The following is a 19,588-nucleotide window of genomic DNA, read 5'->3' as shown; positions in this document are numbered from 1 at the left end:
GAACCCCTAGCGTCTCGATCATGCCTGACACCACTCGCCCGGCGGGCGCCCGTCACAGTTCATCGATCCTGGTCACCGGCGCGGCCGGCAACCTCGGCCGTGAGGTCGTCAACCGTCTCCACGCACACGGCGCGCGCGTGCGAAGCCTCGTGCGCCATCAGACCGCCGCGCGCACCGGAGTCGAGTCGGTGGTCGGCGACCTCACAGACCCCACTGCCGTCCGCGCGGCTCTCGTGGGCATCGACGCCGTCTTTCTGATCTGGCCGCTGCTCGATTCCGCCCCTGCCCACGACCTGGTTGCGGAACTCGCCGCAGCGGCACCCCGCGTCGTCTACCTGTCCTCGACAGCCATCGACGACGATGCCGCTCGCCAGAGCGATCCCATCGTTCAGGTGCACGCGGAGATGGAAGCCCTGCTCCACGACGCCGGTCTGCGACCCACGGTGCTGCGGAGCGACACTCTGGCCTCCAACGCCCGTGGCTGGACGCAGCAGTTGCGGGTGGGCGATGTGGTGTCGGGACCCGATGTCGCGCGCACAGCCGTCGTCGACGAGCGCGATGTGGCCGACGCGGCCGTAGCCGTATTGCTCACGCACCACGACCGACCCGATCACGAGCCGCATGTGCTGACAGGCCCTGAGGTGCTCGGTCGCGACGAGCAGGTCGCTCTCCTCGGTGCCGCACTCCGGCGCCGTCTGCGCTTCCAGGTGCTCCCGGCCGACCAGGCACGATCACGCATGCTCGCGGACGGTCGCCCCGAACACCTGGTGGAAGCGCTGATCGCCGCCTCGGTGCGCCGACCACGGACAGACCGCATCACCGATCATGTCGAGCGCCTCACCGGCCGACCGGCCGGCACCTTCGCGCAGTGGGCCGTCGACCACGCGGCCGAGTTCGGCCGATGACGTCCGCGGCACGGCCCACCAGCCAGACCATCACGGACTACTCCCCCGGTGGCAGCGCCCTGACCAGCGCGTCCAGGGCGCCCGCGAAAGAGTGGTCGGGTGGGGTGCCGTAGGCGACGACCAGGGCGTCGCGTGGGGGCGTGGGGGTGGCGGGGGCACGGAAGCGGGTCAGGCCGTCCAGGGCGAGGCCCTGCCAGCGGGCGGCCTGGATGATCGACTGCTCGGTGCCGGGCGGGAGTTCGAGTACGGCGTGCAGGCCGGCCGCGATACCGGAGACGTGGACGTGCGGCGCGCGCTCGGCCAGGGCCGCGACCAGCTGGTCGCGGCGGTGCCGGTAGCGCAGCCGCATACCGCGCAGATGCCGGTCGTAGGCGCCCGAGGAGACGAACTCGGCGAGGGTGAGCTGCTCCAGCGTGCCGGAGGACCATTCGCCGGCGCTCTTGAGGGCGAGTACGGGGTCGACGAGGCGGTCCGGCAGCACCATCCAGGCGAGCCGCAGCGCGGGGGCCAGGCTCTTGCTGGCGGTGCCCAGGTAGACGACGTGGTCGGGGTCGAGCCCCTGGAGCGCGCCGACGGGCTGGCGGTCGTAGCGGAACTCGCCGTCGTAGTCGTCCTCCAGGACGTAACCCCCGGTCGCGCGCGCCCAGTTGACGGCGGCGGCCCGGCGGTCGGGGTGCAGCGGCACGCCCGTGGGGAACTGGTGGGCAGGGGTGAGCAGGACCGCCCGCAGATCGTCGTGGGCGGTCAACTCCGCGGTCCGGGCGCCGTGTTCGTCGACGGCGAGCGGGACGATGCGCAGCCCGGCGCGGGCGATGACCTCGCGGTGGAAGTCCAGGCCGTAGGACTCTACGGCCAGCCGCCCCGCCCCCTCGCCCAGCGCGCGGCCGAGCAGGGCCAGTGCCTGCATGAAGCCGGTGCAGACGACGATGCGCTCGGGGTCGGTGCGCACACCGCGGGCGCGGGCCAGATAGTCGGCGAGGACGGTGCGCAGTTCAGGGCGGCCGGCCGGGCTGCCGTATCCGAACGCCTCGCTGGGCGCCGCGGTCAGCGCCCGGCGGGCGGCCGCCAGCCAGGCGGTACGGGGGAAGGCGGCGACGTCGGGGGTGCCCGGGGTGAGGTCGAAGCGCGGTGGGCCGGCGGGTCCGGGCGGGCCGGGGGCGCGCCGGGCGGCGGGACTGGTGCGCGGCAGCACCCGCTCGGCGACCCTGGTGCCGGAGCCCTGGCGGGCGCTGAGCCAGCCCTCGGCCACCAGCTCGGCGTAGGCGTCGGCGACGGTGTTGCGGGCGATGCCGAGGTCGGCGGCGAGCGAACGGGAGGACGGCAGCCGGGTGCCCGGGACCAGCCGCCCGGACCGTACCGCCTCCCGCAGCGCCCGCAGCAGCGCGGCCCGCAGCCCGCCGGAGCCGGTGAGGTCCAGGTGCAGATCACGGCCGAAAGTGGCCCAGGAACTCTCCATGGAAGTGGACCATACAGTTGCGCCATTACGGTCGTAGCGTCGCAGTCATGACGACAACGACGAGTACGACGACCACGAACACCGCAGCGACGAACCCCTCCGGGACGGGGCACCGGCACGGCCCCCGGCTGCGCTGGGCCAAGCTCGCGCCCGATGTCTACAAGGCCATGATCGCGCTGGACGCGGCGGCGAAGAAGGGCCTCGATCCGGCGCTGGTCGCCCTGGTCGAGATCCGTGCGTCGCAGCTCAACCACTGCGCGTTCTGCATCGATATGCACAGCACGGACGCCCGCAAGGCCGGCGAGACCGAGCAGCGCATCCATCTCCTCAACGCCTGGGAGGAGGCCGTCGGCTTCTACTCCCCCAAGGAGCAGGCCGCCCTCGCCCTCACCGAGGCGATCACCGTCCTGACCGACGGCTTCGTGCCGGACGCCGTCTACGAGCGCGCGGCCGACCACTTCGAGGAGGCCGAGCTGGCCCAGCTGATCGCCATGATCACCGCCATCAACGCCTGGAACCGCTTCGGTGTGTCCACCCGTATGGCCCCGGGGCAGGCATGACGGCGGCCGCGGCGCTGCGCGCCCTGCATCACGGTCCCGGCCTGCCGCTGGTGCTGCCCGGGCCCTGGGACGCGGCCAGCGCCAAGGTCTTCGCGGACGCCGGGTTCCCGGCGCTGGCCACGCCGAGCGCGGGTGTGGCGGCCTCGCTCGGTTACGAGGACGGCCGGACGCCGCCCGACGAGATGTTCGCCGCCATCGCCCGCATCGTCCGGGCCGTCGACATCCCGGTCTCGGCGGATGTGGAGGCCGGATACGGGCTGTCCGCCAAGGAGTTGGTGGGCCGGCTCGCGGAGGCCGGGGCGGTCGGCTGCAACCTGGAGGACACCGACCACGCCACCGGCGCGCTGCGGGATGCGCAGGAGCAGGCGGAGTGGCTGGCCCGCGTGCGCGCCGAGGCGGGCGGGGATCTGGTGATCAACGCCCGGATCGACACCTATCTGCGCGGCGTGGCGGACCCGGCGGAGGCGGTGCGCCGCGGCCGGATGTACGCCGCGGCGGGCGCCGACTGCGTCTACCCGATCACCGCACCGCCCGAGCAACTGGCCTACCTGGCCGGCGCCATCGGCCTTCCCGTCAACGCCGTGGTGCTGCCGGACGGCCCCGGCCCCCGCGCACTGGGCGACCTGGGCGCGGCCCGGGTCACCTTCGGCCCGGGGCTCCAGCACCGGGCCATGGCCGCGCTGGCGGGCATCGCGCAGGGGCTGCGGGAGGAGCTGGGGACGCAGGAGCAGGGGGCGCAGGAACAGCGCGGCTGAGGCGCCGTTGCCGAGGAGTGGCCGGGGCGCGGGCACCAGGGCCGGGGCACCTCGTCGCCCGTCCGCTCCGTTCCCCGCCCCGCCCCGCCCCCACACCTCACCGCTCGTCCGTCCCCGGCACCTTCCCCGTGCTGATGGCGATCCGGTTCCAGGTGTTGATCGTGAAGATCAGGGCGAGCAGCCGGGCCAGTTCGTCGGCCTCGAAGTGCCGGGCGGCCCGCTCGTAGACCTCGTCCGGTACGCCGCCCTGGGCGAGAAGCGTCACCGCCTCGGTGAGGGCCAGCGCCGCCCGCTCCTTCGCGGTGAAGAAGTGCGCCGCCTCCTGCCAGACGGCGACCATGTGCAGCCGCTCCTCGCTCTCGCCGGCCTTGCGGGCGTCGGTGGTGTGCATGTGCAGGCAGTACGCGCACTTGTTGAGCTGCGAGGAGCGGATCTGGACCAGCTCGACCAGGGAGTGGTCCAGGCCCTCGCGGGCGGCGGCGTCGAAGCCGATGAGGGCCTTGAAGGCCTTGGGGGCGGCCTTGGCGAAGTCCACCCGGGGGGTGCGGGGCGCCGCGTCGTCGAGGTCGTTGCCGGTCTGCGTGTGCTGCGTGTCGTTCGTCATGCCTGGAAATCTATGGGCGTCGGCGACCGACTGTAGGGTGCATTTCCATGCCGGAATCATGGGTCAATCCAGCCGAGAGCCTGGGTGCCGATCTGCATCTGGAGCTGAGCGGACCGGGCGGGCGGCGCGCCGCTCTCCTGCGCGCGCTGCGCGAGGCCGTACGGTCCGGGCGGCTGGCCCCCGGTACCCGGCTGCCGCCCTACCGCTCGCTCGCCGCCGACCTCGGCATCGCCCGCAACACCGTCGCCGACGCCTACGCCGAGCTGGTGGCCGAGGGCTGGCTCAGCGCCCGCCAGGGCTCCGGCACCAGGGTCGCCGAGCGCGCCGAACCGCTGACGCCCACCCGCGCCCCGGCCCGGCGCGCCCCGGTGGCCCGTCCCGTGCACAACCTCCTCCAGGGGCAGCCGGACGCCGCGTCCTTCCCCCGTACCGCCTGGCTGGCGGCCGCCCGCCGCGCGCTGACCGCCGCCCCCCACGACGCCTTCGGGCCCGGCGATCCCCGTGGCCGCCTGGAGCTGCGCCGTGCGCTGACCGACTATCTGGCCCGCACCCGCGGTGTGCGCACCGACCCCGAGCGCATCGTCATCTGCTCCGGATTCGCGCACGCCCTGCGGCTGCTCTTCCCCGCCGTGCTCCCCGGTCCCCTGGCCGTGGAGTCCTACGGCCTGCCCTTCCACCGGCAGCTTCTGACGGCGGCGGGGGTGGACACCCGCCCCCTGCCGCTCGACGAACACGGCGCCGACACCGAGCGGTTGGGCGCCCTGGACGACGTGGGCGCGGTCCTGCTGACCCCCGCGCACCAGTTCCCCACGGGCGTGCCGCTGCACCCCGACCGCCGGGCCGCCGCCGTCAACTGGGCGCGCGCGACCGGGGGTTACGTCCTGGAGGACGACTACGACGGCGAGTTCCGCTACGACCGCAAGCCGGTCGGCGCCCTACAGGGGCTGGACCCGGAACGCGTCATCCACATCGGCTCGGTCAGCAAGAGCCTGTCACCGGCGGTGCGGGTGGGCTGGATGGTGCTCCCCGGCCGCCTGGTCGACGCCGTCCTCGCGGCCAAGGGGGAACGCGAGGCCTGGGCGGGCGTCACCGATCAGCTGACCCTCGCGGAGCTGCTCACCCACGGCGCCTACGACCGGCACATCCGCCGGATGCGCCAGCGCTACCGCCGGCGCCGCGACCGGCTCGTCGACGCGGTGACCGGGCAGGCCCCGCACCTCGGCGTCACCGGTATCGCCGCCGGTCTGCACGCCGTGCTCCAACTGCCCGCCGGCTCCACCGAGGCCGACGAGCGCGCCGCGCTGCGCGCCGCCCGCTTCCAGGGCCTGGCCCTGGACGTGCTGTCCGACTACCGCCACCCGGCCGCCACGATGCCGCCCCGCCACGGCCTGGTCGTCGGCTATGCGACCCCGGCCGACAGCGCCTTCCCCGGCGCGCTTCAGGCGCTGTGCCGGGCGCTGCCGCCGGGACCGCGGACGGCGGCCGCTACTGGTTCGCGAACTTCCGGCTGATGCCGTCGAAGACCCGCTGGGCCTCCGGTCCCAGGTGCGGGCCGGCCAGCCAGGTGTGGGCGTTGGAGCTGATGGAGCTGTTGGACACCAGGGTCAGCTTGCCGCCGCGTTCCGCGAACCAGCCGCCGCCCGACGTACCGCCGGTCATGGTGCAGCCGATGCGGTCCATGGCCGGCGTGCCCTGCTCCATGACGAGGCGCCCCGGGCGGCCCTGGCAGGCCATCATCCGCGCGCCGTCATACGGCGGCGCCGCCGGGTAGCCGACGGCCCGCACGAAGTTGATGCCCTCGGCGGACGGGGCGTTGAACCAGACCGGGATGGCGGCGCCCACGGTCTCCTGGAGGGACTTGCCGCCGCCGTTCTCCGGCTTGACGTGCAGCACCGCGAAGTCGTACGCGGAGCCGCCGTTGCCGCTCTCCTCGCTGCCCATGTTGATCCACTCACCGGAGGTGGTGATCCAGTCCGCCCAGAAGCGGCCGTACGGCGTGGCCTGCTGCGCGGGCGAGCTGCCGACCCGGCTCATCGGCACGCCGTAGTCGTTGTACGACGGCACGAAGACGATGTTGCGCATCCAGCCGCCGCGCTTGCCGGAGTGCACGCAGTGGCCGGCGGTCCACACGAGGTTGGATTTGCCCGGGTGTGCCGGGTCCTGAACGACGGTGCCGGAGCAGACCATCGGGCCCTTGGGGCTGTCGAAGAAGATCTTCCCGACCGGGGCCATGTTCCGGTGGTACGGGCGGGCGACCTGGATGGCGCTCACCGGCCGCGGCTCGGGGTCGGTGGCGCCGAACTCGCTGCCCGCGCCGGTGGCCTTGACGCCGATCTCGGGGGCGGCCTTCGCCTTCGCCAGCCGGTCGTTCTTCCAGTGGTCCTTGATGATCGGGTTGGCGAAGTCCTGTGCCTTGCGGGCCCACTCGTCCCAGTTCCGCCAACCGCCGTCCTGCCACTTCTTCAGGTCGTCGATGCTGGTCGGCATGCCCTTGGGAAGCTTGAGGCCACCGTCGCCCTGCTCCTTGTTATCGGCGGCGGCCGAACTGCCCGGTGCGGCGGCCTTGTCGTCGGCAGGTCCGCAGGCGGTGGCGGTGACCGCGAGCAGCGCGGCCAGTGCGGCGGCCGCGGCGGTGGAGCGGCGGATGGATGGCATGGAGCGAGTCCCCCTGATACGTGGCGGCGCCGAAGGTGCGCCGCGCCGTGATGTGTTCATGTCCCGCGTCGGACTGGGCTCTACTATGCCGCCACGCCGCGGCCGGCGGGCGGCCGGGTCGCCGGGCCCGAACACGGGCGCGGGCGGCCGCACACCGTGCGACCGCCCGCGCGGGCGTGAGCCAGTACCGGCTACTTCTTCGGCAGCCAGGACTTCCAGACGTCCGGGTGCTTGTGCACCCAGCGCTTGGCCGCCTCATCGGCCGACAGGCCCTTTGAGGCGATCGACTCGGACACCTCGTTCTGGGCGTCCTTGGTCCACTTGAAGTTCTTCAAGAACGCCGCGGCACTGGTGCCGCTCTTGGCGAAGTCGGTGTTGAAGTACTTCTGGAGCGGGGTGGTGGGGTACGCGCAGTCGATGGACTGCGGGTCCTTGGTGCCCTTCTCCGCGCAGGCGTCGGTGTACTTGGGGAGTTCGACCTCCACCATCGGCACCTGGTTGAAGAGCCACTGCGGCTCGTACCAGTACGTCAGGAACGGCTTCTTCTCCTTGGCGAACTGCTGGATCTGGGTGATCTGCGCCGCCTCGGAGCCGGCGAAGACCACCTCGTAGTTCAGGTCCAGGTTCTTCACCAGCGCCTTGTCGTTGGTGACGTAGGACGGTGAACCGTCCATCAGCTGGCCCTTGTCGCCGCTCTCCGAGGTGCGCAGCTGGTCGGCGAACTTGTTGAGGTTCTTCCAGTCGGTGACCTCGGGGTGCGCGTCGGCCCAGTACTTGGGGACGTACCAGCCGATGTGGCCGGTGACGCCGTTGCCGCCGCCCGCCGTGATCGTCTTCTTGTCCTTGACGTAGCGCTGCTCCTGGTCGGGGTGGCCCCAGTCCTCCAGGATCGCGTCGACCCGGCCCTGGCTCAGAGCGTCCCAGGCGGGGATCTCGTCCACCTGGACGGTGTCGACGTGGTAGCCCAGCTCGTGTTCGAGCAGGTACTTGGCGACCGCGACATTGGACTGGGCGCCGACCCAGGTCTGCACGGACAGCGTGACGGACTTGGAGCCCTCGGCCGCGGCGAACGGCGAGGACTGCTTGGTCATATCGGCCTTGCCGCAGGCCGACAGGGACAGCGAGAGGACCGCCGTGGCGGCCAGCGCGGCCGTCCCGATGATCGTGGTGCGCTTACGGGACATGATCAGGCTCCCTTCCCCGTCGTACGGCGTTCCGTGGGCTGGGTGACCCGGTCGAGCATCAGGCCCAGGCACACGATCGCCACACCCGCGACCAGGCCGAGGCCCAGGTCTCCGGTGGCCAGCCCGGTGACGACGTCGTACCCGAGGGCACCGCCGCCGACCAGGCCGCCGATGATGACGACAGCGAGCACGAGCACCACGCCCTGGTTGACGGCCAACAGCAGCGCCGGCCGGGCCAGCGGAAGCTGGACCTGGCGCAGCACCTGCCAGCGGGTGGCGCCCAGCGAGCGGGCGGACTCCACGGCCGCGGGGTCCACCTGACGCAGACCCTGGGTGGTGATGCGGACGACGGCCGGCAGCGCGTAGACCACCGCCGCCGCGGCGGCCGGGGCGCGACCCACGGCGAACAGCGCCACCACGGGGATCAGGTACACGAACTGCGGCATGGTCTGCATGACGTCCAGCACCGGGCGCAGGAACGCCTCGAAGCGCTTGCTGCCCGCGGCGAGGATGCCGACGCCGAAGCCCAGCACCAGGGTCACCACCAGAGCGGCGAGGACCTGGGAGAGGGTGTTCATGGACGGCTTCCACACGCCCAGCACGCCGATCGCGGCCATCGCCAGGACGGCGGTCAGGGCGGTGCGCCAGGTGCCGATGAGCCAGGCCAGCGCGGCGACGAGGAGCAGCGTGCCGTACCAGGGCAGCGCGGTCAGGCCGTCCCGCAGCGGGTTGAGCACCCAGTTGGTGAAGTGCGCGGCCCAGTCGGCGGTGCCACCGACGACGGGGACTCCGGAGTAGAGGTGGTCGACCATCCACTCCTTGAAGTCGTTGACGGGGGCGGCGATGTTCACCGACCAGGCGTCGGGCCAGACCAGCGAACCGGACAGCCGGCCGAGGACGGCGAGCGCGGCGGTGACCGCGGCCACCCCGGCCCAGGCCCGCCAGCCGCGCAGCCACTGCGGGCCGACGGCGGCGCCGGCCGCGCCGATCCGCTCGCCGGCCGCGGCGGTGGTGCGGTCCATGACGATGGCCAGCAGCACGATCGGGATCGCGGCGGCGAGCGCGGCGCCGACGTCGACCGAGGCGAGGGCCTGGTAGACGCGGTCACCGAGACCGGCGGCGCCGATCATCGAGGCGATCACGACCATGGACAGCGCCATCATGATCGTCTGGTTGACGCCGAGGAGGAGTTCCTTGCGGGCCAGCGGCAGGCGGGCGGTCAGCAGCCGCTGCCGTCCGGTGGCGCCGAGCGAGGAGACGGCCTCCAGCACGCCGGGGTCCGCGCCGCGCAGACCGAGCGCGGTCAGACGGGCCATCGGCGGCGCCGCATAGATGACAGTGGCCAGCAGCGCGGCCGGTACGCCGATGCCGAAGACCAGCACGACGGGCAGCAGGTAGGCGAAGGCCGGGAGGACCTGCATGGTGTCCAGGACCGGGCGCAGGATCTTGAAGAGCCGGTCGGACAGGCCCGCGGCCAGGCCCAGCAGGGCGCCGACGACGACCGAGGCGGCGACCGCCACGACCATCAGCGCCAGCGTCTGCATGGTCGGGACCCACATCCCCAGCAAGCCGCTGACCAGGAAGGACAGCAGCGCGACGGCGGCGATGCGGACACCGGCCACCCGCCAGGCGATCAGCGTCACGCCGGCCGTCACACCGGTCCAGCCCAGCGCGAGCAGCAGCAGGTAGACGGCGCGTACGGAGATGACCACGCCGTTGGAGAGGTGGCCGAGGAAGTAGACGAACAGCCAGTGGCTGTCGCGGTTGTCGATGATCCAGTCGCTGGTCTTGCCGAGCGGGCCGGAGACGTCGACGGTCAGCGACGACGGCCAGGCGGCGCCGTACTTGGCGGCCAGCAGCGGGACGAGGACGGCCGCGGCGACGGCGAGCAGCAGCAGCTTGGCCACGCCACGACGGTGCAGCAGGACCTGGGCCGGGCCCTTGGGGGTGTCGACGCCCAGGGTGCCGCGCGGAGAAACCGGGGTGGGGGCGGCGCTGCTCATGCGCGCCCCCGCTTGACGGTGCCCACCGGCACGTTCATGGCGGCGGCGCGCTGCGCCTCCCGCCACTGGCGCAGCAGTGCGGCGCGCATACGGGACCGCGGCGAGGCCGCGGGAGCTCTGGAGCCGACGGCGCGCAGGGCGCCGCCGTGGGGGGTCGCGGCGTACATCAGGCAGCCACCTCGCCGTGCTGCGGGTGGTCGATCCGGGCGACCACGTTGAGCAGGCAGGCGTGGTCGACGATGCCCAGGCAGCGGCCGTCGTCGACGACGCGGGCGGCGCCGCCGGAGCGGGCGACCGCCTCGATGGCGTCGGAGATCAGGGTGTCGGGGCTGAGCGCCGGACCCTGGTCGCTCTCGCCGTCCTCGACCGGACGCATCGCGCGGCGGACGGTCAGCACCTGCTCGCGCGGGACGTCGCGGACGAAGTCGCGGACGTAGTCGTCGGCCGGGGAGCCGACGATCTCCTCGGGGGTGCCGAGCTGGACGATCTCGCCGTCGCGCATCAGGGCGATCCGGTCGCCGACCCGCAGCGCCTCGGCGAGGTCGTGGGTGATGAAGACCATCGTCCGGCCCTCCTCGCGGTGCAGGCGGACGACCTCCTCCTGCATGTCGCGGCGGATGAGCGGGTCGAGCGCGCTGAACGGCTCGTCGAACAGCAGCACCTCGGGGTCGACGGCGAGCGCCCGGGCCAGGCCGACGCGCTGCTGCTGGCCACCGGAGAGCTGGCCCGGACGGCGCTTCTCCAGACCGGCCAGACCGACCTTGTCGACCATCTCGCCGGCCTTGACGCGGCGCTCCGCCTTGCCGACGCCCTGGATCTCCAGGCCGTAGGCGACGTTGTCGACGACGGAGCGGTGCGGCAGCAGGCCGAAGTGCTGGAAGACCATGGCGGCGCGGCGGCGGCGCAGTTCGCGCAGCGCGCCGCGGTCCATGGCGCGCACGTCCTCGCCGTCCATTTCGAGGTTGCCGCTGGTCGGCTCGATCAGCCGGGTCAGGCACCGCACGAGGGTGGACTTGCCGGAGCCGGACAGGCCCATCACGACGAAGACCTCGCCCTTGTGGACGTCGAAGGAGACATCGCGGACGGCGGCGGTGCAGCCGGTCTGCTCGCGCAGCTCCTGGGCGTTCAGGCCGGCGACGGAGGAGTCGCCGGGGATCTTGTCGGCCTTGGGGCCGAAGACCTTCCAGAGGTTGCGGACGGAGAAGACGATCTCACGGGCGTCGCTCTCGGTCTCGGCGGCTTTGCGGGCGTTGGGTATCTCGGATGCGCCGGCGGAGGTGGTAGCCATCACGCATCACCTCCCTGGGTCGGGGTTTTACGGAGCAGTTCGGCGCACTTCTCCCCCACCATCAGCACGCCCAGCATGGGGTTCACGGCCGGCATCGTCGGGAAGACCGAGGCATCGGCGATACGGATGCCGTCCAGCCCGCGGATCTTCAACTGCGGGTCGACAACGGCAAGTCGGTCGTCGGCGGCACCCATCTTGCAGGTGCCGGCCGGGTGGTAGACGGTGTGCGCGGCCTTGCGCACCAGCTCGCCGATCTCCTCGTCGTCCGTCACGTCCGGACCGGGGAAGACCTCGCGCTTGAGCCACTTGGCGAACGGCTCGGCCTGCGCGACCTTGCGCGCCAGCTTGATGCCGTCGACGAGGGTCTGGCCGTCGTAGTCGTCCTCGTCCTCGAAGTACCTGAAGTCCAGGGCCGGCTTGGCCTCGGGGTCGGCGGAGGTGAGGTAGAGGCGGCCGCGGGAGCGGGACTTGGGGATGTTCGGGGTCATCGACACCCCGTGCTCGGGGCGCTCGTAGCCCAGCCGCTCGGGGTTGTCGGTGAAGGGGATCTGGTAGAAGTGGAACATCAGGTCGGGGCCCTTGTGCTCCGGGTCCCGCTTGACGAACAGGCCCGCGTCGGAGTCCATCGCGGAGTTGCCCGGGATCGGTCCGTTCGTCTCCCAGACGATCACCGACTCGGGGTGGTCGATGAGGTTCTCACCGACGCCCGGCAGGTCGAGCACGCAGTCCAGGCCCAGCGCCTGAAGATCCTTCTTCGGGCCGATACCGGAGTGCATCAGCAGCCGCGGGGTGTCGACGGCACCGGCGCACACCAGCACCTCGCGGGCGGCCTCGACGTAGACCTCCTCGCCGTCCTTGGTACGGACGTGGACGCCCTTGGCGGTCGTCCCGTCCAGCTCCAGCTTGTGCGCCCAGGTCTCCAGCATCAGCGTGAGGTTCGGGCGGTCGCCGGCCTCCATGTGCGGGTGGAGGTAGGCGACGGACGCCGAGGACCGCTTGTTGTTCTCCGGGTGGTAGGAGAGGTCGAAGAAGCCGACGCCCTCGTCGAAGGGCTTGTCGTTGAAGCCGACGACCTCCGGGACGCCGAGCGCCGTCTTGGTGGCCTCGATCCAGTCCGTCGCGATCTGGTTCTGGTCCTTCTTCGCCACCCGCACGATGTTGTTGCGCAGCTTGCCGAAGTACGGGTCCATCGCCTTGGCGTTCCAACCCGTGGCACCCGCCTCCTCCCACTCGTCCCAGTCGGACGGCAGCGGCTTGAAGGAGATCAGGGTGTTGTGGGAGGAGCAGCCGCCGAGGACCTTGGCGCGGCTGTGCAGGATGTGCGAGTTGCCGCGCGGCTGCTCGGTGGTCGTGTACTCGTAGTCCAGCTCACCGCCGAGCAGGCCGAGCCACTTGCGCAGCGTCAGCACGTCCTCACGGTCGATGTCGGAGGGGCCGCCCTCGATGACGGCGACGGAGACGCCGGGGTCCTCGGTGAGGCGGGAGGCGATGACGGAGCCGGCGGTGCCGCCTCCGACGACGACATAGTCGTACACGGGCATGAGGGGTGCTCCTTTACTGCGCAGTGCGTGGTGCGGGGGGTGCGTGCTCGGGCCGGGGGGTCAGCCCGCGAACCACCGCACCGGCGCCGGCCGCAGGTTCTCGTAAATGTGCTTGCTCTCGCGGTACTCGTCCAGACCCGTGGGGCCCAGTTCCCGACCGATGCCGGACTTGCCGAAGCCGCCCCACTCCGCCTGCGGGAGGTAGGGGTGGTAGTCGTTGATCCACACCGTGCCGTGCCGCAGCCGGGCGGCGACCCGGCGGGCGCGGGCGGTGTCGGCGGAGAAGACGGCGCCCGCGAGGCCGTACTCGGTGTCGTTGGCGAGCGCGACGGCCTCGTCCTCGGTGGTGAAGGTCTCCACCGTCAGGATCGGGCCGAAGGTCTCCTCGCGGACCACCTTCATCTCGCGGTGGCAGCCGTCCAGCACGGTCGGCGCGTAGAAGTAGCCGGTGGCCGGGCGCACGTCCGAGGGCTTGGGCCGGGAGCCGCCGCACCGCAGCTGCGCACCCTCGGCCAGCGCGGAGGCGACGTAGGCCGCCACCTTCTCCAGCTGCTGCTGGGAGACCAGCGGGCCGCACTCCACACCGTCCTCGGTGCCGCGGCCGAGCTTGATCCGCTCGGCGCGGCGGGCGAGCTCGGCGACGAAGCGGTCGCGCACCGACTCCTCGATGATCAGCCGGGCACCGGCCGAGCAGACCTGGCCGCTGTGGATGAACGCGGCGTTCAGCGCCTGGTCGACGGCGGTGTCGAAGCCCTCCTCGGTGGCGCAGGCGTCGGCGAAGACCACGTTGGGGTTCTTGCCGCCCAGCTCCAGCGCGATCTTCTTGGCGCCGGAGACCGCCGCCGCGCCCGCCTTCGTACCGCTGGCGAGGCCGCCGGTGAAGGAGAACAGATCCACATCCGGGTGCTCGGCCAGCCGCTGGCCGACCGGCACGCCCGCGCCGGTGACGATGTTGGCGACACCGGCCGGCAGCCCGGCCTCGACCAGCAGCTTGATCAGGTGCACGGTCGACAGCGGAGTGACCTCGCTGGGCTTGATCACAAAAGTGTTGCCGGCCGCGAGGGCCGGCGCGATCTTCCAACTCGCCTGGAGCAGCGGGTAGTTCCATGGGGTGATCAGCGCACAGACGCCGACCGGCTCGTGCACGACGACGCTGTGCACATCCGCCGACCCGGCGTCGACGACCCGCCCGCCGCTCTCGTTCATCACCACGTCGGCGAAGTACCGGAAGGCGTTGGTGACGTCGTCGACGTCGACCCGGCCCTCCTCCAGCGTCTTGCCGGTGTCCCGGCTCTCGATGAGCGCGATCTCCTCGCGGTCGCGCTGGAGCAGGTCGGCGACCTTGCGCAGCAGCGCGGAGCGCTCGGCGACGGCCGTGCGGGGCCAGGCGCCGGCGCCGCCCGCGAAGGCACGGCGGGCGGCCGCGACCGCCGCGTCGGCGTCGTCGGCGCCGCCCTCGGACACGAGCTGGAGCGTCGTCGCGTCGGCGGGGTCGAGGACCTCCCGCGTGGCGCCGGATGCGGCGGGCAGCCACACCCCGTCTACGTGAATGGTCTCGATTGACGACACTTCGTTCTGCCTTCCGGTTACCGATCTGTTCCCACTGGTGCAACCACTGGCGTCACCAGCAACAAGGAGCCCTCCCCGGAAGCGGCCGACCTATGCCCAAACATTCATGGAAAGTGAGCCGACTCACTCAACGTGCGACCAAATGTCCAGGAACCTACCCTGAATAGCTGTATGTCCCCGAGGATGCCCCTGCGACACGTCCCCTCGTACTCCCCCTCCGGACCGGAGGTGCCGAGATGACCAGCAGACGCCGTACCGTCACCGCCACCGCCCTGGGCTGCGGCGCGGCCCTGCTCGCCGGGGCCGTGGCCACCGGAGCCGCGGCGGCGACCCCCGGCCCCGACGGCGAGGGCGACCTCGCCGGCAAGACCGCCCAGCAGATCTCCGACGACGCGCTCGACCAACTGATCGCCGCGAAATCACTGCGACTGCGCACCCTGACCACCGCCGGCCCCACCAGGCTCGACATCAGCCTGGACCGGGGCGGCAACTGCGCCGGCGCCATCAGCAAGGGCACACTCGGCCGGGTCGAGATCATCAAGCGCGGCGACCAGGTCTGGATGAAGCCGGACGCGGCCTTCTGGAAGAACCAGTTCCCCGGCGCCGAGGGCACCGAGGCGGCCGCGAAGTACAAGGACACCTTCCTGCACGGCACCACCCGCGACGCCTTCCTGCAGAGCGTGTCCGCCGCCTGCGACCTCACCGCCTTCCAGAAGTCCGCCGCCGGCACCGACGAGCCGCCCACGAACACCCCGTCGCCCTCGGTCACCTCCACCCTCACCAAGGGCCGCCCGACCGTCCACGAGGGCACCCGCGTCCTGCCCGTCATCAGAAAGTTCGACGGAGCCGTCCAGACCCTCTACGTCGCCGTCAAGGGCAAGCCCTACCCCCTCAAGCTCACCACCGAGATCGACCACGAGACGGGCACGATCCTGCTGAGCAACTACGACCGCCCGGTCCCCGCCAAGACCCCCGCCCCGGGCGATACCGTCGACATCGCGGTGTTCGAGGACATGCTCCAGGGCCCGAACAACGCCGACGCATGACCTGCGGCGGCATATGCCGCTACACCCCGTAACCGTTCATACGTATGTTCCGTTGAACCGTGCAGCTGCCCGTATGGCGCGGCAGCGGGGAGGAGCGGCACGATGACCATCAGCCTTGAGCGGACCGAAGCGATCGCGAGCGACGGGATTGAGATGGCGGAGCCCACGGAGAACGAGCGGCACCTGGACGAGCTGTTCGAGCGACTGGAACAGGCCTTCCCCGAGGGATATCGGATCGAGATCGTCGAGGGGGCCATCTTCATGACGCCGCAGCGGGCCACGCACTGGGAGACCATCGCTGACATCTACGAACAGCTACGCACGCGCTATCCGCGCAAGCGCGTGCTGTCCGACGTCCGCATCGACTTCCCGGGCTACCGGAACGGCTTCTGCTGCGACGTGGTGGGCATCACCGAGGGCTCCGCGAAGGACGAGCGGGGCCGCTGGCACTACGACAGCATCGACTTCGTCGCCGAAGTCATCTCCAAAGACACCGCGGTCAACGACTACGGCCCGAAAAAGGACGCCTACGCCGCGGCCGAGGTCCCGGTCTATGTGATCGCCGACCCCTACGCCGGCCGCTGCCGCGTCTTCACCGACCCGCAGGACGGCGACTACAAGGACGACATCACGGTGCCGTACGGCGACCCGATCGACCTCACCGCCACCGTCGTCGGCCTCACCATCTCCACCGCGGAGTTCCCGCGCGACTAAGGGCTGGGTGCCGGCTCCGGCAGGGCCTATGGAATCCGTGTGCCCAACTAGGCGCCGTGACCCGGCTCTTCGGGTTCTCCCCGGCGTTCTTCCCCTGCTCACAGCCGTGTTAGCCGGGCGTTAGCGGAGCGGCAGCCCGGCACTAGTGGCCTCGATCAGAGTGGGTGTCGTACCGAGGAAACAGTGACACCGACCGCCCTGGGGGACCTGGAATGAGCGCCAACACCACTGCCCGCAACGCCCGTCGCCGCACCCTGCGCGTTGCCGCCGCGGCCCTGACCGCGGCCGCCGCGCTCTCCCTGACCGCCTGCTCCGGCTCGGACACCGCCGGCACGAAGCCCGCGGCCCAGACCGGCGCGGGTTCGCCCGTCGCCGAGCCCGGTGGCGCGGGCTCCTCCGACGGAGCACAGGGCTCCGGTGCCCAGGCGCGCCCCGGTGCCAAGGCCGACGCCAAGGGCGGCGCCAAGCCGGACGCCGCGGGCAAGCAGTCGGGCGGCGGGCAGGCCGCCGGCGGTGGCAAGGCGGGCTCGGGCGTCGAGCGGTGCCACACCTCCGGTCTGAAGGCGGCGTTCGCCACCGGCGGCGATGCGATCCCGGACCCGAACGCCAGCGGGGGGACGACCGCCAGCGTCGTGCTGACCAACAAGGGCAGCCGTACCTGCAAGATCGGCGGTTTCCCGGGCGTGGACCTCAAGTCCGAGAACGGCGGCGAGCGTTGGTCGCTGGTCCGCTCGTCGGCCAAGCACGGCTCGATCACCCTGGCGCCCGGCGACAGCACCGACTTCACGATCAACGTCATCATGACCAAGGAAGACAAGGGCTTCTACCAGCCCGCATTCGCGGACGTCACCCCGCCCAACGAGACCAAGGCGATCACCATCGCCTGGCCCTGGGGCACACTCGCCGACCAGCGCGGCGCCACCCACCCGGGCACCTTCGTCAACCCCATCGGCTGACCACCTCGGCGCTGCCCTCGGACATGAGCGGAGAAAGTCCGCTGCCCCGGTGTGTCACACCCGGGGCAGCGGACTTTCCGCCGCACGGACCCGCGCCCCAGGCATGTTCCTCCACGGACCACGCCCGTACGGTCACCCCGCTGCTGGCTCCGCCGCCCTCACCCGCACCGGGCGCGTCTCCGGCAGCAGCGCGAAACAGCACAGACTGAGCAGAGCGATCCCCGTCAGATACGCGGCCACGCCCCAGGGCACCGGGCCGCCCCGCTCGGCGAGCGTCGTCGCCACGATCGGCGTCAGCGCCCCACCGAGGACCCCGCCGAGGTTGTAGCCGACCGCGGCCCCCGTGCAGCGCACGCGCGGCTCGTACAGCTCCGGCAGATACGCGGCGATCACGGCGAACATCGTGATGAACGCCAGCAGCGACCCCAGGAAGCCGAGGAACATCAACAGCGGCGCCCGCGTGGCGAGCAGCGCCACCATCGGGAACATCCACAGGGCGGAGGCCGCGCATCCCACCATGCACAGGGGCCGCCGGCCGAAGCGGTCGCCCAGCAGCGCCGCCAGTGGTGTCAAGGAGCCCTTCACGACCACCGCGGCCATGATGCAGGTCAGCATGACGGTGCGGCTCACGCCCAGTCGTTCCGTCCCGTAGGCGAGAGACCAGGTCGTCACGGCGTAGAAGGTCGCGTATCCCGCCGCGAGCGCGCCGGCGGTCAGCAGAACGAGCCGCCAGTGGTCGCGCACCACATCGGCGAGCGGCACGCGCGCATGGTCCTCGATGTCGCGGAAACTCGGACTCTCGGCGAGCGACGACCGCAGCCACAGCCCCGCCAGGGCCATCAGCCCGGCCGCCCAGAAGGGCACGCGCCACCCCCAGGACGCGAACTGCGCGTCGGACAGCGTCGCCGACAGCGCCAGCATCACGCCGTTGGCGAGCAGGAACCCCAGTGACGGCCCGACCTGCGGAACGCTCGTCCACAGCGCGCGCCGTTCGGCGGGCGCGTGCTCCGCGGTCAGCAGCACGGCCCCGCCCCACTCCCCGCCGAGCCCGAGCCCCTGGAGGAACCGCAGGACGAGCAGCAGCACGGGAGCGGTCACCCCGATCGTGTCGTACGTCGGCACGCAGCCGACCGCGACCGTGGAGGCGCCGGTGAGGAGCAACGACGCGAGGAGAACCGGGCGTCTGCCGTGCCGGTCCCCGACGTGTCCGAACAGCACCGAGCCGAGCGGCCGGGCGATGAAGCCCACGCCGAAGGTTGCGAAGGCGGCCAGTGTCCCGGCGACCGATGAGAACGTCGGGAAGAACAGCGGCCCCAGGACCAGCGCCGCGGCGGTCCCGTAGACGAAGAAGTCGTAGAACTCGATGGCCGTCCCGGCGAGTGAGGCGGCCGCGAGCCGCAGCATGGAGGGCGCCCTTACGGTGCGTACGTCGCGCATGCCACCTCAACTACCCACAGTGACAAGCGGTTACCCCTAGTCGCGCCGCGGCCCCTGGGCCAGCGGGATGGCGCAGTGGTCGGAGAAGCCCTGGCTGTGCAGGCCCATGGCGCTGTTGACGCGGGAGCGGAGGTTCTCCACGGCGACCATCATGGTCAGCTCCACGAACGCCGCCTCGCCCAGGTGCCCGCGCAGGCTCTCTGCCAGCTCGTCGGTCACGGTCGGCGGGGTCGCGGTCATCGCCTCGGTGTACTCCATGACCAGCCGCTCCAGCTCCGTGAAGGACTCCTGGTGGTCCCGCCAGGCGGGCACCTTGCTGATCTTCGTAAGCGGCAGCCCCAGCCGGTCGGCCTGCCAGTAGCCGAAGTCCACGCACCACGAGCAGCCGATCGCCGCCGCCGACACCAGCTCCGCCAGGTGCTTCAGGGCGGGGTCCAGCGCCTTCCAGCGCGCCACCTTGTTCTCGAAGGAGAAGTAGGAGCGAAGGATCCCGGGGTGGTGGCCCATGGCCAGGGCGGGCTCCATGACCTTGCCGTAGGCGCGCCGCGAGTACCACTGCGCGAACCGGACGGTGAGGGTGCGCCGCGGGGTGAGGGAGATGCGGGCCATGACGGGTGCCTCCTGGTTCGTAGCTGCCTTCTCACCCCATTGACGTACCGGGGGCGGGCCGATGTGACATGCCGGGGCGAGAATGCAGGCATGGCTGACAAAGCGGCGAAGGCAGTGCTGGTGGGCGGGCCCGAGGAGCTGCCCGAGCGGATCGTGCCGATCGATCCGCCCGGGGACGAGCTGAAGATCCCGTACCGCAACGGCTATGAGCACTTCCGGGCCACCAGCCGGGAGCAGCACACCGCCGAGGGTGCCCTGCCCGTGTACGAGTGGTGGGAGCGGACGGAGCTGCCCGGGTAGCCCCGG

At 71.7% G+C, this 19,588-nt stretch carries 19 protein-coding genes; 8 read left to right on the top strand and 11 right to left on the bottom strand.

The window, feature by feature from the left end:
- Window positions 1–20: 20 nt before the first annotated feature.
- Entirely contained in the window at window positions 21–905 is an 885-nt protein-coding gene (locus WAB15_RS25645; protein ID WP_407287695.1) for an NAD(P)H-binding protein, read from the top strand.
- A 37-nt stretch (window positions 906–942) separates the two neighbouring features.
- On the opposite strand, the gene WAB15_RS25640 is transcribed toward WAB15_RS25645, so the two are convergent.
- A complete protein-coding gene (locus WAB15_RS25640) occupies window positions 943–2,361 on the bottom strand; it encodes a PLP-dependent aminotransferase family protein (RefSeq protein ID WP_407287694.1) in 1,419 nt (472 codons plus the stop codon).
- A gap of 47 nt (window positions 2,362–2,408) precedes the next feature.
- Here WAB15_RS25640 and WAB15_RS25635 point away from each other — a divergent pair, with 47 nt between their 5' ends.
- Together WAB15_RS25635 and WAB15_RS25630 are read left to right on the top strand one after the other, a co-directional pair.
- A complete protein-coding gene (locus WAB15_RS25635; RefSeq protein ID WP_399148293.1) occupies window positions 2,409–2,921 on the top strand; it encodes a carboxymuconolactone decarboxylase family protein in 513 nt (170 codons plus the stop codon).
- Complete coding sequence (locus WAB15_RS25630) at window positions 2,918–3,676, top strand: isocitrate lyase/phosphoenolpyruvate mutase family protein (protein ID WP_407287693.1); 759 nt, start codon at window positions 2,918–2,920, stop codon at window positions 3,674–3,676. The genes WAB15_RS25635 and WAB15_RS25630 overlap by 4 nt, the downstream gene beginning before the upstream one ends.
- A gap of 97 nt (window positions 3,677–3,773) precedes the next feature.
- Here the strand turns inward: WAB15_RS25630 and WAB15_RS25625 are convergent, their stop codons facing one another.
- Window positions 3,774–4,280 (bottom strand): carboxymuconolactone decarboxylase family protein, encoded by a 507-nt coding sequence (locus WAB15_RS25625; RefSeq protein WP_407287692.1) that lies wholly within the window; start codon window positions 4,278–4,280, stop codon window positions 3,774–3,776.
- 47 nt (window positions 4,281–4,327) lie between these two features.
- Here WAB15_RS25625 and WAB15_RS25620 point away from each other — a divergent pair, with 47 nt between their 5' ends.
- Window positions 4,328–5,791: a PLP-dependent aminotransferase family protein gene (locus tag WAB15_RS25620; protein ID WP_407287691.1), complete on the top strand. Its 1,464-nt coding sequence runs from the start codon at window positions 4,328–4,330 to the stop codon at window positions 5,789–5,791.
- Here the strand turns inward: WAB15_RS25620 and WAB15_RS25615 are convergent.
- The 7 genes from WAB15_RS25615 to WAB15_RS25585 all read right to left on the bottom strand — a co-directional run bounded on the left by WAB15_RS25615 (window position 5,766) and on the right by WAB15_RS25585 (window position 14,520).
- On the bottom strand, window positions 5,766–6,935 hold the full coding sequence (locus WAB15_RS25615; protein WP_399148289.1) for a trypsin-like serine peptidase: 1,170 nt from the start codon (window positions 6,933–6,935) through the stop codon (window positions 5,766–5,768). The two genes, WAB15_RS25620 and WAB15_RS25615, sit on opposite strands and share 26 nt — an antisense overlap.
- A gap of 191 nt (window positions 6,936–7,126) precedes the next feature.
- Window positions 7,127–8,119: an ABC transporter substrate-binding protein gene (locus tag WAB15_RS25610; RefSeq protein WP_407287690.1), complete on the bottom strand. Its 993-nt coding sequence runs from the start codon at window positions 8,117–8,119 to the stop codon at window positions 7,127–7,129.
- A gap of 2 nt (window positions 8,120–8,121) precedes the next feature.
- Entirely contained in the window at window positions 8,122–10,122 is a 2,001-nt protein-coding gene (locus WAB15_RS25605; protein WP_407287689.1) for an ABC transporter permease, read from the bottom strand.
- Window positions 10,119–10,289 carry a hypothetical protein gene (locus WAB15_RS25600; protein WP_393497257.1) on the bottom strand — a complete coding sequence of 57 codons (171 nt, stop codon included), beginning with the start codon at window positions 10,287–10,289 and terminating at the stop codon, window positions 10,119–10,121. Before WAB15_RS25600 ends, WAB15_RS25605 begins: the two co-directional genes overlap by 4 nt.
- The gene (locus WAB15_RS25595; protein ID WP_407287688.1) at window positions 10,289–11,410 is read right to left on the bottom strand and encodes a glycine betaine/L-proline ABC transporter ATP-binding protein; all 1,122 of its coding nucleotides are present in this window, start codon (window positions 11,408–11,410) and stop codon (window positions 10,289–10,291) included. Before WAB15_RS25595 ends, WAB15_RS25600 begins: the two co-directional genes overlap by 1 nt.
- On the bottom strand, window positions 11,410–12,951 hold the full coding sequence (locus WAB15_RS25590) for a GMC family oxidoreductase (RefSeq protein WP_399148285.1): 1,542 nt from the start codon (window positions 12,949–12,951) through the stop codon (window positions 11,410–11,412). The genes WAB15_RS25595 and WAB15_RS25590 overlap by 1 nt, the downstream gene beginning before the upstream one ends.
- 60 nt (window positions 12,952–13,011) lie before the next feature.
- The gene (locus WAB15_RS25585; RefSeq protein ID WP_399148284.1) at window positions 13,012–14,520 is read right to left on the bottom strand and encodes an aldehyde dehydrogenase family protein; all 1,509 of its coding nucleotides are present in this window, start codon (window positions 14,518–14,520) and stop codon (window positions 13,012–13,014) included.
- A 236-nt stretch (window positions 14,521–14,756) separates the two neighbouring features.
- On the opposite strand from WAB15_RS25585, the gene WAB15_RS25580 reads away from it, so the two are divergent.
- From WAB15_RS25580 to WAB15_RS25570, 3 genes are all read left to right on the top strand, one after another.
- On the top strand, window positions 14,757–15,566 hold the full coding sequence (locus tag WAB15_RS25580) for a hypothetical protein (RefSeq protein ID WP_407287687.1): 810 nt from the start codon (window positions 14,757–14,759) through the stop codon (window positions 15,564–15,566).
- A 102-nt stretch (window positions 15,567–15,668) separates the two neighbouring features.
- Entirely contained in the window at window positions 15,669–16,280 is a 612-nt protein-coding gene (locus tag WAB15_RS25575; protein WP_407287686.1) for a Uma2 family endonuclease, read from the top strand.
- Window positions 16,281–16,492: 212 nt separating this feature from the next.
- Window positions 16,493–17,236, top strand: a complete 744-nt coding sequence (locus WAB15_RS25570; RefSeq protein WP_407287685.1) for a DUF4232 domain-containing protein — start codon at window positions 16,493–16,495, stop codon at window positions 17,234–17,236.
- A gap of 132 nt (window positions 17,237–17,368) precedes the next feature.
- Here the strand turns inward: WAB15_RS25570 and WAB15_RS25565 are convergent, their stop codons facing one another.
- Entirely contained in the window at window positions 17,369–18,640 is a 1,272-nt protein-coding gene (locus tag WAB15_RS25565; protein ID WP_399148362.1) for an MFS transporter, read from the bottom strand.
- A gap of 69 nt (window positions 18,641–18,709) precedes the next feature.
- Window positions 18,710–19,282: a carboxymuconolactone decarboxylase family protein gene (locus WAB15_RS25560; protein ID WP_407287684.1), complete on the bottom strand. Its 573-nt coding sequence runs from the start codon at window positions 19,280–19,282 to the stop codon at window positions 18,710–18,712.
- Between the two features lie 90 nt (window positions 19,283–19,372).
- Here WAB15_RS25560 and WAB15_RS25555 point away from each other — a divergent pair, with 90 nt between their 5' ends.
- Window positions 19,373–19,582, top strand: a complete 210-nt coding sequence (locus tag WAB15_RS25555; protein ID WP_399148279.1) for a DUF5988 family protein — start codon at window positions 19,373–19,375, stop codon at window positions 19,580–19,582.
- Window positions 19,583–19,588: the final 6 nt, after the last annotated feature.

The sequence above is a fragment of the Streptomyces sirii genome, from assembly GCF_045690365.1.
In the GTDB taxonomy this organism is placed as follows: Bacteria; Actinomycetota; Actinomycetes; order Streptomycetales; family Streptomycetaceae; genus Streptomyces; species Streptomyces sirii.
Note: the sequence above shows the minus strand (reverse complement) of the source record. Positions and strands in the feature narration are given on the sequence as shown.

Bases quoted from the DNA above. Each gene is read 5' to 3' on its own strand.
- WAB15_RS25645 (WP_407287695.1), top strand. From the start codon at position 21: ATGCCTGACACCACTCGCCCGGCGGGCGCCCGTCACAGTTCATCGATC.
- WAB15_RS25640 (WP_407287694.1), bottom strand. From the start codon at position 2,361: ATGGAGAGTTCCTGGGCCACTTTCGGCCGTGATCTGCACCTGGACCTC.
- WAB15_RS25635 (WP_399148293.1), top strand. From the start codon at position 2,409: ATGACGACAACGACGAGTACGACGACCACGAACACCGCAGCGACGAAC.
- WAB15_RS25630 (WP_407287693.1), top strand. From the start codon at position 2,918: ATGACGGCGGCCGCGGCGCTGCGCGCCCTGCATCACGGTCCCGGCCTG.
- WAB15_RS25625 (WP_407287692.1), bottom strand. From the start codon at position 4,280: ATGACGAACGACACGCAGCACACGCAGACCGGCAACGACCTCGACGAC.
- WAB15_RS25620 (WP_407287691.1), top strand. From the start codon at position 4,328: ATGCCGGAATCATGGGTCAATCCAGCCGAGAGCCTGGGTGCCGATCTG.
- WAB15_RS25615 (WP_399148289.1), bottom strand. From the start codon at position 6,935: ATGCCATCCATCCGCCGCTCCACCGCCGCGGCCGCCGCACTGGCCGCG.
- WAB15_RS25610 (WP_407287690.1), bottom strand. From the start codon at position 8,119: ATGTCCCGTAAGCGCACCACGATCATCGGGACGGCCGCGCTGGCCGCC.
- WAB15_RS25605 (WP_407287689.1), bottom strand. From the start codon at position 10,122: ATGAGCAGCGCCGCCCCCACCCCGGTTTCTCCGCGCGGCACCCTGGGC.
- WAB15_RS25600 (WP_393497257.1), bottom strand. From the start codon at position 10,289: ATGTACGCCGCGACCCCCCACGGCGGCGCCCTGCGCGCCGTCGGCTCC.
- WAB15_RS25595 (WP_407287688.1), bottom strand. From the start codon at position 11,410: ATGGCTACCACCTCCGCCGGCGCATCCGAGATACCCAACGCCCGCAAA.
- WAB15_RS25590 (WP_399148285.1), bottom strand. From the start codon at position 12,951: ATGCCCGTGTACGACTATGTCGTCGTCGGAGGCGGCACCGCCGGCTCC.
- WAB15_RS25580 (WP_407287687.1), top strand. From the start codon at position 14,757: ATGACCAGCAGACGCCGTACCGTCACCGCCACCGCCCTGGGCTGCGGC.
- WAB15_RS25575 (WP_407287686.1), top strand. From the start codon at position 15,669: ATGACCATCAGCCTTGAGCGGACCGAAGCGATCGCGAGCGACGGGATT.
- WAB15_RS25570 (WP_407287685.1), top strand. From the start codon at position 16,493: ATGAGCGCCAACACCACTGCCCGCAACGCCCGTCGCCGCACCCTGCGC.
- WAB15_RS25565 (WP_399148362.1), bottom strand. From the start codon at position 18,640: ATGCTGCGGCTCGCGGCCGCCTCACTCGCCGGGACGGCCATCGAGTTC.
- WAB15_RS25560 (WP_407287684.1), bottom strand. From the start codon at position 19,282: ATGGCCCGCATCTCCCTCACCCCGCGGCGCACCCTCACCGTCCGGTTC.
- WAB15_RS25555 (WP_399148279.1), top strand. From the start codon at position 19,373: ATGGCTGACAAAGCGGCGAAGGCAGTGCTGGTGGGCGGGCCCGAGGAG.